Here is a 14,263-nt window from a genome sequence, read left to right on the forward strand (position 1 = left end):
GGCAAAGCCCTGTTTAGAGGGTGCTACGGACCTTGTAGATCCTTCTGCGAAGCCGTACACGACGGCTGCCGTCGGAATAGATCCGGGTGCGGGCCAGTTCCCAGTGTCCGTGTTCGGCATGTTCGGTCAGTAGCTGACGTGCGGCTTCGCGAGAGATGCCGCGCGGGATGTAGATATCCATGTAGGAGTAGTCGGGCACAACGATTAGTCTCCTGGGTGAGTCAAGGCGATACGCCGCTCCGTGGGCCTTATTCTGCGTTCTTGTGGGTGGACCTGAAAGCCAGCGGGTAGCCCCGGGGGGAGGCAATACCGGCGATCCGGGTTACCTTTCAGATCTGTGCCCAAACACGGGTGGGGATGAAGCGAGCGAACAGCGAGGTAGGAAGCAGCGTGCCAGCCAACAACGGCAGCGCCGGCGGAACACGCCTGGTGATCGTCGAGTCGCCTGCGAAGGCGAAGACGATCGCGGGGTACCTCGGGCGCGGCTACATAGTCGAGTCCAGCATCGGTCACATCCGTGACCTGCCGGAGAAGGCCGACGACATCCCCGAGAAGTACAAAGGGGAGGCCTGGGCGCGGCTCGGCGTCAACGTGGACCACGGCTTCGAACCTCTGTACGTCGTCAACCACGACAAGAAGGCCCAGGTCAACAAGCTCAAGCAGCTGTTGAAGGACGCCGACGAGCTCTACCTCGCCACTGACGAGGACCGCGAGGGCGAGGCGATCGCCTGGCACCTGCAGGAGGTTCTCAAGCCGAAGGTGCCCGTGCACCGCATGGTCTTCCACGAGATCACCCCGCAGGCGATCCAGGAGGCCGTGGCCAACCCGCGTGACCTCAACCTGCGCCTGGTCGACGCGCAGGAGACCCGGCGCATCCTCGACCGCCTCTACGGCTACGAGGTCAGCCCGGTCCTGTGGAAGAAGGTCAAGCCCCGCCTGTCCGCGGGCCGCGTGCAGTCGGTGGCGACCCGGCTGGTGGTCGAGCGCGAGCGCGAGCGGCTGGCCTTCACCTCGGCGTCCTACTGGGACCTGCAGGCGCTGTTCGACAGCAACAAGCCCGAGGAGACGCCGCGTGACTTCACCGCGACGCTGACCGGCGTCGACGGCAAGCGCGTCGCGCAGGGCCGTGACTTCAATTCCGACGGGCGCCTGAAGAACGCCGACGTCGTGCACCTGTCGGAGCAGGCCGCCGCCCAGCTGGCCGAGCAGGTGCGTGGCGCCTCGTTCTCGGTCAGGTCCGTCGAGCGCAAGCCGTACACGCGCAAGCCGTACGCCCCGTTCCGGACGACCACCTTGCAGCAGGAGGCCAGCCGGAAGCTGGGCTTCTCCGCCAAGTACACGATGCAGGTGGCGCAGCGGCTCTACGAGAACGGCTTCATCACCTACATGCGTACTGACAGCATCACGCTGTCGGAGACGGCCGTGGCGGCCGCGCGCTCGCAGGCGATCAAGCTGTACGGCGCGGCGTACGTGCCCGACAAGCCCCGCGTCTACGCCTCCAAGGTGAAGAACGCGCAGGAGGCTCACGAGGCGATCCGCCCGTCCGGCGAGGAGTTCCGCACCCCCGGCGAGACCGGCCTGTCGGGCGACATGTTCCGCCTGTACGAGCTGATCTGGCAGCGCACCGTGTCGTCGCAGATGAAGGACGCGGTCGGCGAGTCGGTCAGCGTGAAGGTCGCCGGCGCGAACGTCGAGTTCAGCGCCTCGGGGCGCACGATCACCTTCTACGGCTTCCTCAAGGCCTACGTCGAGGGCGCGGACGACCCGTCCACCGACCGCGACGACTCCGAGAAGCGTCTGCCGAACCTGGCCGAGGGCGACCGCCTCGACCTGACCAGGCTCGACGTGGCCAGCCACTCCACCAAGCCGCCCGCGCGCTACACCGAGGCCTCGCTGGTCAAGGAGCTGGAAGATCGCGAGATCGGCCGTCCGTCGACCTACGCCTCGATCATCGGCACCATCCTCGACCGCGGCTACGTGTTCAAGAAGGGCACGGCGCTGGTGCCGTCCTTCCTGGCCTTCGCCGTGGTCAACCTGCTGGAGCAGCACTTCGGCAACCTCGTCGACTACGACTTCACCGCGACCATGGAGAAGGTGCTCGACGACATCGCCAACGACCGCGCCGAGCGGGTGCCGGAGCTGCGCAAGTTCTACTTCGGTGACAACGGCGACGACGGTCTCAAGGAGATGGTCACCGACCTCGGCGAGATCGACGCGCGCGAGATCAGCTCCTTCGCGATCCGGGGCACCGACATCATGCTGCGCGTCGGTCGCTACGGGCCCTACCTCGACAGGGACGGCGCCCGCGTCAACGTGCCCGAGGACATGGCGCCCGACGAGCTGACCGCCGAGAAGGCCGAGGAGCTCTACAGCCGGCCGTCCGGCGACCGGGTGCTGGGCCAGGACCCGGCGAGCGGGCACACGATCGTCGCCAAGGACGGGCGTTTCGGGCCGTACGTCACCGAGATCCTGCCCGAGCCGGCCGTCGACGAGTCGGCTCCGAAGCGGCGCACGAAGAAGGCCGACGCGCCCAAGCCGCGCACCAGCTCGCTGTTCAAGACCATGTCGCTCGACACGGTGACGCTCGACGACGCGCTGAAGCTGCTGTCGATCCCGCGCCTGGTCGGCGAGCTGGAGGGCGAGGAGGTCCAGGCCTTCAACGGCAAGTTCGGTCCCTATTTGAAGAAGGGCACCGACTCGCGGTCGCTGGCGTCGGAGGACGACCTGTTCACCGTCACCATCGAGCAGGCCAAGGAGCTGTTCGCGCAGCCCAAGCAGCGCGGTCGCGGCCGGGCCGCCGCCGCGGCGCCTCTCCGGGAGCTGGGCGAGGACCCGGCCTCGAAGAAGCCGATCGTGGTCAAGGAGGGGCGTTTCGGCCCCTACGTGACCGACGGGGAGACCAACGCTTCGCTGCGCAAGGGCGACACCGTGGAGGAGATCACCACGGAGCGGGCGGCCGAGCTGCTGGCGGAGCGCCGCGAGAAGGCCCCGGCGCCCAAGAAGCCCGCGGCGCGCAAGGCTCCGGCGAAGAAGACGACGGCCACCGCCAAGAAGGCTCCGGCGAAGAAGCCCGCCGCCAAGTCCTGACGGGGCGGGGTTATCCACAGGCTGAGAATGGTCTCAGCCTGTGGCCCGTAGCATTGCGGACGTGATTCTCGGTTTCGCTGCGACGGTCGCCCTGGTGGTCCTGGGCGTGCACTTCTACCTGTGGCATCGGTTGGTGCGCGCCACCACCGTGCCGGGGCGCCTGCGCCGGGTGCTGACGGTCGCGCTGGTCGCGCTGGGCGTGCTGGTGCCGGTGACCTTCGTGGGGTCGCGCATGGAGTGGGGGCACTGGCTGGCGTGGCCGGGGTTCCTGTGGCTGGCGGTCATGTTCTATCTGGTCGTCTACCTGGTGGTGCTCGAGGTGCCGCGGTTCGTGGCCAACCGTGCCGTACGGCGCGGCGTCGGGGATCGGATGCCGGTGGGTTCCAAGCTGGCGAGACCTGCTGGCGTGCCGTCGGGCGCCGCCGCGACCTCGGCCACGGTCGCCTCACCGGCTGCGGCCTCCGCTTCCGCCTCCGTCGTGGGTGCTGCGACGGCCGATGCCCCGACGGCCACGGCCCAGGTCGCCACCGAGCCCGCCGCGGCCTCATCGACGCCCCCGGCCACCGCCCCTGGTCCCGAGCTCGTCACCAGGCGTCTGTTCGTCGCCCGCACCGCCGCTCTGGCCGCCGGCGTCGGCGCGCTCGGCACGGTCGGGTACGGCATCAGCACCGCGCTCGGCGACCCCGTGATCGAACCCGTCAAGGTCACCCTCCCCAAGCTCGACCCGCGCCTCAGCGGCCTGCGGTTCGCCGTGGTCAGCGACATCCACCTGGGTCCGCTCACCGGGCTCGGCCACTCGGAACGCATCGTGCGCATGATCAACAACCTCAAGCCCGACGTGGTCGCCATCGTCGGCGACCTGGTCGACGGCACGGTGGCCGAGCTCGGCAGGTTCGCACAGCCGCTGGGTGAGCTCCGCTCCCGCTACGGCGCCTACTTCGTCACCGGCAACCACGAGTACTACACGGCCAACGGCCCCGACGAGTGGGTCCAGGAGCTCGACGAGCTCGGCGTGCGCTCGCTGCGCAACTCGCGGGTCGAGATCGCCCACGGCGGCGCCGTGCTCGACCTTGCGGGCGTCAACGACGTCAACGGCACCTCCTACGACGACGGTCCCGACTTCGAGGCGGCACTGGGCGGCCGCGACCCCGGCCGCTCGACCGTGCTGCTGGCCCACCAGCCCCTCCAGGTACGGCAGGCGAGCGCGTTCGGCGTCGACCTGCAGCTGTCCGGGCACACCCACGGTGGCCAGATGGTCCCGTTCAACCTGGTGGTGCCGCTGCAGCAGCCGGTCGTCTCCGGGCTGGAGACTGTCGACGGCGTCCAGGTCTATGTCACCCGAGGGGCAGGCTTCTGGGGCCCGCCGGTCCGGGTCGGTGCGCCGCCTGAGATCACCCTGCTAGAAATCGGGGCAGCCGGTTGAAGGACGTAATACCCTCTGGCCAAGCAGCCGGGCATATCCGGCGCGAATCTTCATACTTGGCCGAGTGAGCACCTGGATACGCTGACACTATGACCGCCCGCAGGCCGGCACATGTGCTGGCAAACGCCCCTTTCCGCAGGTTGTGGCTGGCCATGTCAGCCTGCAGCCTGGGCGACTGGCTGAACATTCTGGCGCTGACCGCCCTGGCCGGGAACCTCATGGCCCAGGGCGACTTCCGCGCGCAGTCGCTGGCGGTGGGCGGCGTGTTCATCGCCAAGATGCTCCCGGCGATCATCCTGGGCCCGGTCGCGGGCGCGTTCGCCGACCGGTTCGACAGGCGGGTGACCATGGTGGTCGCCGACCTGACGCGCTTCGTCCTGGTCGTGTCCATCCCGGCCGTGGTGTGGGTCGCGTCCAACGACGTCGCCTACCGGTGGATCATCATCGCCACGGTGCTGGTGGAGTGCGTCAACCTGTTCTGGGTGCCCGCCAAGGACGCGACGGTCCCGAACCTGGTGCCTCCGCAGCGGCTCGAGCAGGCCAACCAGCTCAACCTGCTGGTGACCTACGGCACCGCTCCGCTGGCCGCCGCCCTGTTCGCGGCGCTGTCGGTCGTGGTGAGCCTGTTCGGCGCGGACGTGTGGTTGTCCAGCGCGTGGGCGCTCCTGGTGAACGCCGGCGCGTACCTGGTCTCAGCCTTCCTGGTCTTCACGCTCAAGGACATCCCGCGGCGCAGGGGCGAGATCTCCACGCCGTCGGTGTTCAAGCAGATCATCGAGGGCTGGCGGTTCGTGGGCGGCAACCGGCTGATCCGCGGCCTGGTCATCGGCATGCTGGGCGCCTTCGCCGCCGGCGGCGCGGTGATCGGCGTGGCCAAGCCCTATGTGACCGCCCTCCAGGGCGGCGACGCGGCCTACGGCGTGGTGTTCGGCGCGGTCTTCGTCGGCATGGCGCTGGGCATGTTCTTCGGGCTGAGGCTGCTGGGCGAGCTGTCTCGGCGTCGCCTGTTCGGCCTGGCGATCGTGGTCGCGGGGCTGGTGCTGATCGCCATCGCGCTCATCCACAACCTGGTGATCGTGGTCATGCTGACGGTGCTGCTGGGCGCGTGCGCGGGCATCGCCTGGATCATCGGCTACACCCTGATCGGGCTCGAGGTCGACGACGCGCTCCGCGGGCGCACCTTCTCCTTCCTGCAGTCGACGGCCAGGGTGGTGCTGCTGCTCGTCGTGGCGGTGGCCGGGCCCCTGGCGGCCCTGTTCGGCAGCCACCGGCTGGAAGTCGCCGACCTCGTCTACGTCTTCGACGGCACCAACCTGGTCCTGGCCGTCGGCGGCGCCCTGGCCACGATCGTCGGCGTCGTGGGCCTTCGCCACATGGACGACCGCGCGGGGATCCCGTTCACCTCCGACCTGCTGGCCGCCGTGCGCGGCGAGAAGTACGGCTCCGAGCCGCGCGAGCACGTGCCCGGGCTGTTCATCGCCTTCGAGGGCGGCGAGGGCTCCGGCAAGACCACCCAGTCGCGCATGGTCGCGATCTGGCTGCGTGACCAGGGCTACGACGTGGTCCAGACCCGCGAGCCCGGCTCCACCAAGGTCGGCATGCGGCTGCGCGCCATCCTGCTCGACGCGGCCGAGAAGGGGCTGTCGGCACGCTCCGAGGCGCTGCTGTACGCCGCCGACCGGGCCGAGCACGTCGAGAAGGTCATCCGCCCCGCGCTGCACCGGGGGGCCGTGGTGGTGACGGACCGATACGTCGACTCGTCCCTGGCCTACCAGGGAGCGGGGCGGGCGCTCGACCCCGAGGACGTGTCGAAGGTCAACGCGTGGGCGACCGGGGGACTGGTGCCGCACCTGACGGTCCTCATCGACACGCCGCCCGAGATCGGGCTGCGTCGCCTCGGGGGCGCGGCCGACCGCATCGAGTCGGAGCCGGTGGAGTTCCACGAGCGGGTGCGCAAGGAGTTCAGGGCGCTGGCGGCTGCGGCGCCTGAGCGGTATCTCGTGGTCGACGGGACCCTGGGGCTGGACGAGATCACGCGGGTGGTCCAGGACCGGGTGCGGGAGATCCTTCCCGATCCGGTGCCGCAGACGTCGGAGGACATCACGGGGACGATGCCGGCGATCCGCGACTGAGCTTCTGGGCGCGCGTTTCGGCGGCCCGCCACGCACGCTGGTCGGCCGTCTCCCTGGACAGGGCCCGGCCACGTGCGGCGGGTGGGGGTGACCCGTGCGTGCCGTACAAGATCATGTTCCCGCGCGGTGAGATTCGGTCGGTGCGGAGGGATAGCCTTTCCGCGTGGGCGTTTTCGATGATCTCGTAGGCCAGGAGCGCGCGACAGCGGTGCTGGAGCGGGCCTCCGCGGCGGCGCGCGAGGTCGTCGGCGGCGGGCGCGGCGCGGGCATGACCCACGCCTGGCTGTTCACCGGCCCGCCCGGAGCCGGCCGCGAGAGCGCGGCCAGGGCGTTCGCGGCGGCCCTGCTCTGCCACGACGGCGGCTGCGGCCACTGCGACCAGTGTCACCAGGTCTACATCGGCTCCCATCCCGACCTCGAGCACGTGCGCCCCGCCGGGCTCTCCTACGGCGTGAAGCAGGCGCGCGAGCTCATCCTGAGAGCCGCCGGGGCGCCGACGCAGGGCCGCTGGCGCGTGATGCTCTTCGAGGGCGGCGACCGGCTCACGGAAGGCGCCGCCAACGCCCTGCTCAAGGCCATCGAGGAGCCGCCGCCGCGCACGGTGTGGCTGCTGTGCGCGCCGTCGGCCGACGACCTGCTGATCACGATCAGGTCCAGGTGCCGCGTGATCACGCTGGTGATCCCGTCGACGGAGGCGGTGGCCCACGTCCTGGCCACGCGCGACAACGTGCCGCCGGAGACCGCCGCGTTCGCGGCGCGCGCCGCGCAGGGCGACCTCGACCGGGCTCGGCAACTGGCGCTCGACGACGGCGCCCGCCGGCGCCGCGAGGCCGTGCTGGCGATCCCGGCGGCGCTGACGGGCGTCGGCGAGTGCGTCGTGGCCGCCGAGCGCCTGGTCAAGACCGCCGAGGAGGAGGCCGCGGCGGCCACCTCGGTGCTCAACGAGACGGAGACGGCCGAGCTGCGCAAGCTCTACGGCGAGGGCTCGACGGGCAGGGGGCTCAACCGCGGGCTCGTGCGCGGCGGCGCCGGGGCCCTGAAGGAGCTCGAAGACCGGCAGAAGTCCCGCGCGACCCGCATCAAGCGCGACACGCTCGACGCCGCGCTGCTGGAGCTGGCCGGGTTCTATCGCGACGTGCTGGCGATGCAGTTCGGCTCCGGGGTGGAGCTGGCCAACGACGACCACCGCTACGACCTCGACCGGCTGGCGCGTGCCTCGACCCCTGACGAGACGCTGCTGCGCATCGAGGCGATCATGCAGTGCCGCGAGCGCCTCGAGGCCAACGTCAACCCGCAGATGGCGGTCGAGGCGATGACCCTGACCCTGCGGGCGCCTCGCTAAAAGATCTCGGTGGCGCGAGCAGCAGACGGCGCTCTCGGGCGTCTCTGTGATGTGGAAGCTGAACTGCTACTTTCCCGGGCCGAGCCCGTCGACGTCGCGTCGATCTTCGCCCTGCACCAGCTGGGGCTCGTCCGGCTCGCGCTGATGATGGTCGGCGACCGCGCGACGGCCGAGGATGTCGTGCAGGAGGCTTTCGCGCGCACCCACGCGGGCCGGGCGCGGCTTCGAGATCCGGCCAGCGCGCTGGCCTACGTGCGCTCGGCGGTGCTCAACCAGTGCCGCTCGGTTCTGCGCCGCCGGGCCGTGGCCTTCCGAAGACCTGTGCCCCACGATCCGCCCGTGTGGTCGGCGGAGCACGCCGCCCTCATCGGCGAGGAGCGGCGTGAGGTGCTGCTCGCCCTGCGCGGGCTGCCGCGCCGGCAGCGCGAGGCGCTGGTGCTGCGCTACTACTTCGAGCTGTCCGATCAGGAGATCGCCGAGACGATGGGGATCAGCGGCAGCACCGTGCGGTCCACGATCACGCGAGGGCTGGCGGCCCTCGGCAAGGCTCTGGGGGAGCAGTCATGAGCATCATCGAAGACCGTCTGCGCGATGCGCTCGACGGGGTCGGGTCGAGCGTCGCTCCGCTGGAGCTCAGGCCGCTGGGGGAGACCAGGCGGCGCCTGCGGTTCGACGTGCGCTACGTGGCGGGGGCCGCAGCGGTGCTGGGCATGGTGGTGGGGGCGGGGGTGTTCATGGTGAGAAGCCCCACGCCCGTGGAGGCGGGCGGGCGGGCTTTCGGGGTCGACGTCACCGTGTTCCTGTGCACGCGTGGCTCGGCCGACCACGCATGCGACGGTCGATCCGCGACCCCGACACAGCTGGAGGCCATCCAGCACTACCTCACGCTCCAGCCCGAAGTGCGCTCGATCGTCTTCGAGGGCCAGACTCAGGCGTTCGCCAACCTTCAGGGATCTGAGGAGGGAGAGCAGCTCGCGAAGGTGCTCGGGCCCGCCGACATGACAGAGTCCTTCCGCCTGACCCTGCGCGCCGGGGTGAGCAGCCGCGCGCTCCGTGACCAGGTGGGCGGCATGCCGGGAGTCTCCAGGATCGTCGACCACAGGTGCGATCCCGGAGCGATCCCGGCCGAGCAGTGCGGGTGATGGAGGTGTGAGACACCGAGAGGGTGGCAAGGATAGGGCCTATGGACCCCCGAGGCCGTCAGGAAGCGAGCTCCTCCCCATGGGCATGATCATGGCAGTGAGCTTCACCCGTTACGGGAGGCTCTACTACCTCGATCCCGGTTCTCACTCTCCCAAGGTGGGCGACCGGGTCCTGGTCCCCACCGAGTCGGGGCCAGAGGTCGCCGAATGCGTCTGGGCGCCGCAATATGTCAGCGAAGACGTCGACGGCCTGCCCGTGTGCGGCGGCATCGCCGAGGAGGAGCACCTCTCCCGCGACGAGACCAACCGCCGCCGCAGGGCCGAGGCGCGCAGCGTGTCCAAACGCCTGATCAAGCGCCACAGCCTGCCGATGAAGGTCGTCGGCATCGACTACCTCGACGCCGACAACGTCTACACGGTCTACTTCTCCGCCCCGCACCGCGTCGACTTCCGTGCGCTGGTGCGCGACCTGGCCCGCAACCTGCGGGCCAGGGTCGAGCTTCGCCAGATCGGCCCCCGCGACGAGGCCAGGCTCCAGGGCGGCATCGGCCCCTGCGGGCGCGACCTGTGCTGCGCCACGTTCCTGAAGGACTTCGAACCGGTCTCCGTCCGCATGGCCAAGGACCAGGACCTGCCGGTCAACCCCATGCGCATCGCCGGGGCGTGCGGGCGGCTGATGTGCTGCCTGAAGTACGAACACCCGCTGTACCAAGAGTTCCGCGCCTCGACCCCCCGGCTCGGGGCCAACGTCGAGACCCCCGAGGGCGCCGGCGTCGTCGTGGGCCACAACGTGCCCTCCGACTCGGTGGTCGTCCGGCTCAACGACGGCGGCCGCCGTTGCGCGTGCTCCAAGGCCAGCGTGTGCGGCCCGCGTATCCAACACGACGAGGCGTACGGCGGGGCAGAGGGGAAGGAGCAGGCCACCTGACGTTCCTCGCCGATCATCACCCAGGGAGGCGGCTTGGGCTCCACCGTGCGCCCCAGGCGACTGGCATCGGCCCTCCTCACGGCGACGTCGATCCTCACCCTCCTCACCGCCTGCGGCGGCCGGGCGGAGCCCACCAAGCTGGCCTGGCACGCCTGCGGCGACGACATGGAGTGCAGCACCCTCGCCGTCCCCCTCGACCACGCCCGCCCCCAGGGTGAGCAGCTGGAGCTGGCCATCACCCGCCTCCCCGCGGGCGGCGACCGCATCGGCTCCCTCGTCGTCAACCCCGGCGGCCCGGGCGTCTCCGGCCTCGACTACGCCAGAGCGGCACGCTCCATCGTCAGCGAACCGATCCTGGAGCGCTTCGACATCGTCGGCTTCGACCCGCGCGGCGTCGGCCGATCCTCGCCCGTGCACTGCCTCGACGACGCCGGCCTCGACGCCTTCCTCGCCCTCGACGCCACCCCCGACACCACGGACGAACAGAACGCCCTGGTGACCGCCTCCCGCGACTTCGCCGCCGCCTGCCAAACCCGCTCGGCCAGACTCCTGCCGCACATCGGCACCGTCGACGTGGCCCGCGACCTCGACCTCCTCAGAGACGCACTCGGCGATCCGCGACTCACCTACCTGGGCAAGTCCTACGGCACCCTCCTGGGCGCCACGTATGCCGAGCTGTTCCCGACGAAGGTGCGCGCCCTCGTCCTCGACGGAGCCCTCGACCCCGCCCTGCCCCGCCTGACCCTCAACACCGAGCAGGCGCTCGCCTTCGACACCGCCTTCCGCTCCTACCTGCGCTACTGCCTGGCCGACTCAGGCTGCCCCTTCAGCTCCCGCACCGTCCCGGGAGCCGCCCAAGAACTGGCCGACCTGCTCCGCCGTACGGACACCGCCCCATTACGAGCCGCCCGCCCCGTCACCGAAGCCCTCGCCACCCTCGGCGCCCTCACCCCGCTCTACGACCGCTCGGGCTGGCCCATCCTCACCGCCGCCCTCCGCCAGGCCCGCACAGGCGACGGCACCCTCCTCCTCCAGCAGTCGGACCACCTCGTCGGCCGCCTCGCCGACGGCACCTACTCCAACCAGACGGCCGCCAACCTCGCCATCAACTGCATCGACGCCCCCTACCCGCGCGACCCCCAGACGTACGCGGACGCCGCCCGCACCGCGAGCCGGCTCTCACCCGCCTTCGGCAGCTACCTCACATGGAGCTCACTGCCATGCGCCTTCTGGCCCGCGACACCTCCGCGGACGCGGCCACTGCGCGGGGAGGGGGCGGCGCCCATCCTGGTCATCGGGACCACCCGCGATCCGGCCACCCCCTACTCATGGGCGGAGGCACTGGCCGGGCAACTGGAGTCGGGGGTGCTGCTGGGGTTCGACAGCGACGGGCACACGGCCTACTTCAACGGGTCGGGGTGCGTGGACGAGGTGGTGGATCGGTATCTGGTCGCGGGGGTGGTGCCGGGGGAGGGGGTTGTGTGTCCGGACATTCGCTGATCGGGGGTGAGCGAGGAGTGGGATGGTTCCTGTAGACTGCTACTCGCCTGTACGGCACGCCGCCTTAGCTCAGTCGGCCAGAGCACTTCACTCGTAATGAAGGGGTCTCGGGTTCGAATCCCGAAGGCGGCTCCCAGATGAAAGGCCCTTTCGGATGATCCGGAAGGGCCTTTTTGATCTTCTGGGTGCCTAACTGGGTGCCTATCTCTTCGGATCTCATGCCTTGAAGATCCGGTCCATTGCCTTCGCCCCTTCCTGGATGACGGGTCGGATCTGCTTGCGGTAGACGAGTTCCGTTACTGCCGTGCTGCTGTGGCCGACCAGGCGAGAGATCTCCTCCAGGGGGATGCCTTGGTCGGAGAGCAGGGACACGAAGCTGTGCCGTAGCTCTCGGGGCGTCCACTGCTTCGGGTCCAGGTTGGTCTTGGCGATGATCAGGCGGAACGCGCGGCGGACATTGTGCGAGTCGAGTTCCGTCCCGACCAGGGAAGCGAACACGCGTCCCTCTTCCGTCCATCGGTCCCCGGCGACCTGCTTCTCTTCCTCCTGTTGGGTCTTCTGGGCGTTGAGCGCCTCCACAGCTCTCTGCGGGAGTGCAAGGGTGCGGCGGGACTTGCGGGTCTTGGTGTCGCCACCGGCGCGCACAGAGCGCCAGACGGCGACGTAGGGCGGGATGACGGGCTCTGCGTCGGGGTCGCCTTCAAGGTCCACGTGATCCCAGGTCAGTGCTCTGAGTTCCTCGGTGCGGGCACCGGTGAGCAGGGCCAGGACGATGTAGCCCTGCAAACGGGTTCCCTCGGCTGCCTTGAGTACGGCTTCCGCCTGAGCCAGCGTGAGGGCCTTGGACGGGCGGCCTTCCTTGCCGCGTGGGACTGAGCACAGCTCCACGACGTTGCGCTTCACGAGGTCGCGGGCCATCGCGCGCTTGACGGACCTGTTCAGGTAGGACCTCATGAGGCGGAGGGTGCTCGTGCTCAGGGTCTTGGACTTCGCCATGAGCCACTTGTCCACATCCTGTGCACTGAGTTCGCGAAGCTTCCGCTTGCCCAGGGCCGGAATGACGTGGAGACGGCACATGTTCTGTCCCACCTCGTAGGTGGCCTTGTCGCGGCGGCTCAGCTCGTACTCGAGCCAGTCGTTGACGGCCTGTTCGACCGTGGCGTCTCCCTTCGCGAGGGTCAGGCCGTCTTCGTAGTCCCTGATGATCTCCCTGAGCTTCTCTTTGGCCTCGGTCTTGGTCTTGCCGGTGGCCTTCTTCCTGATGCGCTTGCCGTCGGGCGTGTAGCCCACGGTGAAGGTGGCGATCCAGCGCTGACGGGTTTCGTCCCAGCGGAGTTCGCCTTCGCCTCTGCTGCGTCGCTTTGTCATCGTGAGGACTCCTGTTCCAGAAGGGCGATGTAGGCCCGGATGCCGTTGGCGGTGATGAGGCGGGCGCGGCCCTGCTTGACGGAGGGCAGGCGGCCCGTGCGTATCTGGTCGTAGATCAGGCTTCTGCTGAGCCTGAGCAACTGCATGACGTCGGTGATCCGATAGAGCTGGGTGTCGTCGAGGGTGATCACCGGTTCTCCTGTTCAGGGACAGGAGGGACACCGGTTAGCGCCGGGTGTCCCTCAAGATCGAGCACGTTGGTGCAGGTCGATAGCGGTTCGGGGACACCGGGGACAGGAGTGACACTTCCGGGGGACTCTGTCCCCTCGGCGGTCCCCGGCAGGCGGTAGCGTCCGGCGGCGTCCACACAGAGCTGTCCGTCAGCGACCATGCGCGGGCAGGTCTTGCGGACGTTGTCGTGGGCCAGGCCGATGGCCTCGGCGATGACCTTGGGCGGGCTGTTCGGGTTGGTGCGCAGGTAGCGGATGATGGCCGCGCGGGTGTCTCCGAGCGTGTGGTCCTCGGGCAGGCCGTCGAGCAGGTGCCAGGCCCCGGCGGCCGGTTGGAAAGACAGGGCGTATTCGGCTTCTTCGACGTCGCGGCCGGTGACGTGGAGCACACCGTCGGCGGTCCCTCGGGCGCGCTTGAGGACGATTGTGGAGTCGGCGGAACCGGCCAGGCCGTTGGTGCCTGACACTTGTTCCAGGAAGTCGTCTGAGCCCATCTTGCGGACGTGGTGCACGAGCACGATGGCCACGCCGAAGGTGTCGGCCAGGCGCTTGGCGTAGCCCATCGCGGCGTAGTCGGCCTCGTAGGCGGACAGGCCTGGCGCGGGGTTGCCTTTCACCTTGGCGAACACGTCGATGACCACCAGGCGGGCACCGACGTTGCGCTCCAGCCATCCGGCGATGGCCTTCTCGCCGCTGTTCGGCAGGGGCGGGCACGAGGTGGCCAGAGTCAGGTTCTTGGGCGCGGACCGGCCGCCCAGGATCTTGCCCATGCGGTTCTGGAGTCGGCGCGGGGTGTCTTCCAGGGCGAGGTAGAGCACCGGGCCGGGTTCCACGTCGATGGCCTCCAGGGCCTTGCCGCCGCTCGCGACGGCGACAGCCGTACCGAGTGACAGCCAGCTCTTGCCGACCTTGGGCGGCCCGGCGAACAGGGTGAGACCTTCGGCGAGGATGCCGGGCACGGCCCACTTCACCTCTGGGAAGGTCATGGCCATGAGTTCGTCTGCGGTCCACGAGGTGCGGAACTGCTGGCTTGCGTTGGGCGCATTGACCGCATCACCGTTGACCAGCCGCAGGTGAGAAGGACGTTCCATAGGGTTCTCGCTTTCGTCGG

12 protein-coding genes and 1 tRNA gene are annotated in these 14,263 nt (G+C 69.5%); 9 read left to right on the plus strand and 4 right to left on the minus strand.

The window, feature by feature from the left end:
- Positions 1-13: 13 nt before the first annotated feature.
- A complete protein-coding gene (locus ACIBH1_RS47130; protein ID WP_312894456.1) occupies positions 14-199 on the minus strand; it encodes a DUF5703 family protein in 186 nt (61 codons plus the stop codon).
- 158 nt (positions 200-357) lie between these two features.
- Between ACIBH1_RS47130 and topA the strand changes: the two genes are divergently transcribed.
- From topA to ACIBH1_RS47175, 9 genes are all read left to right on the plus strand, one after another.
- Complete coding sequence (gene topA / locus ACIBH1_RS47135; protein WP_397320664.1) at positions 358-3,087, plus strand: type I DNA topoisomerase; 2,730 nt, start codon at positions 358-360, stop codon at positions 3,085-3,087.
- Positions 3,088-3,148: 61 nt separating this feature from the next.
- A complete protein-coding gene (locus tag ACIBH1_RS47140; RefSeq protein ID WP_397320665.1) occupies positions 3,149-4,510 on the plus strand; it encodes a metallophosphoesterase in 1,362 nt (453 codons plus the stop codon).
- Positions 4,511-4,599: 89 nt separating this feature from the next.
- Positions 4,600-6,642: a dTMP kinase gene (tmk, locus tag ACIBH1_RS47145; RefSeq protein ID WP_397320666.1), complete on the plus strand. Its 2,043-nt coding sequence runs from the start codon at positions 4,600-4,602 to the stop codon at positions 6,640-6,642.
- Between the two features lie 163 nt (positions 6,643-6,805).
- Complete coding sequence (locus tag ACIBH1_RS47150) at positions 6,806-7,984, plus strand: DNA polymerase III subunit delta' (protein ID WP_397320667.1); 1,179 nt, start codon at positions 6,806-6,808, stop codon at positions 7,982-7,984.
- Between the two features lie 51 nt (positions 7,985-8,035).
- Positions 8,036-8,551: a SigE family RNA polymerase sigma factor gene (locus tag ACIBH1_RS47155; protein ID WP_397320668.1), complete on the plus strand. Its 516-nt coding sequence runs from the start codon at positions 8,036-8,038 to the stop codon at positions 8,549-8,551.
- Positions 8,548-9,126 (plus strand): permease-like cell division protein FtsX, encoded by a 579-nt coding sequence (locus ACIBH1_RS47160; protein ID WP_397320669.1) that lies wholly within the window; start codon positions 8,548-8,550, stop codon positions 9,124-9,126. The genes ACIBH1_RS47155 and ACIBH1_RS47160 overlap by 4 nt, the downstream gene beginning before the upstream one ends.
- A gap of 91 nt (positions 9,127-9,217) precedes the next feature.
- Entirely contained in the window at positions 9,218-10,054 is an 837-nt protein-coding gene (locus tag ACIBH1_RS47165; RefSeq protein ID WP_397320670.1) for a stage 0 sporulation family protein, read from the plus strand.
- A gap of 33 nt (positions 10,055-10,087) precedes the next feature.
- Positions 10,088-11,554 (plus strand): alpha/beta hydrolase, encoded by a 1,467-nt coding sequence (locus ACIBH1_RS47170; protein WP_397320671.1) that lies wholly within the window; start codon positions 10,088-10,090, stop codon positions 11,552-11,554.
- Between the two features lie 58 nt (positions 11,555-11,612).
- Positions 11,613-11,686, plus strand: a tRNA-Thr gene (locus ACIBH1_RS47175).
- A gap of 84 nt (positions 11,687-11,770) precedes the next feature.
- Here ACIBH1_RS47175 and ACIBH1_RS47180 read toward each other — a convergent pair.
- Genes ACIBH1_RS47180 through ACIBH1_RS47190 form a run of 3 tightly spaced genes read right to left on the minus strand, consistent with a single transcriptional unit; the run spans position 11,771 to position 14,243 of the window.
- Complete coding sequence (locus ACIBH1_RS47180) at positions 11,771-12,922, minus strand: tyrosine-type recombinase/integrase (RefSeq protein WP_397320672.1); 1,152 nt, start codon at positions 12,920-12,922, stop codon at positions 11,771-11,773.
- Entirely contained in the window at positions 12,919-13,113 is a 195-nt protein-coding gene (locus ACIBH1_RS47185) for a helix-turn-helix domain-containing protein (protein WP_397320673.1), read from the minus strand. The genes ACIBH1_RS47180 and ACIBH1_RS47185 overlap by 4 nt, the downstream gene beginning before the upstream one ends.
- A complete protein-coding gene (locus ACIBH1_RS47190; protein WP_397320674.1) occupies positions 13,110-14,243 on the minus strand; it encodes an AAA family ATPase in 1,134 nt (377 codons plus the stop codon). Before ACIBH1_RS47190 ends, ACIBH1_RS47185 begins: the two co-directional genes overlap by 4 nt.
- Positions 14,244-14,263 lie beyond the last annotated feature (20 nt).

Origin of the sequence: Nonomuraea sp. NPDC050663 (genome assembly GCF_044456985.1) — a bacterium.
In the GTDB taxonomy this organism is placed as follows: Bacteria; Actinomycetota; Actinomycetes; order Streptosporangiales; family Streptosporangiaceae; genus Nonomuraea.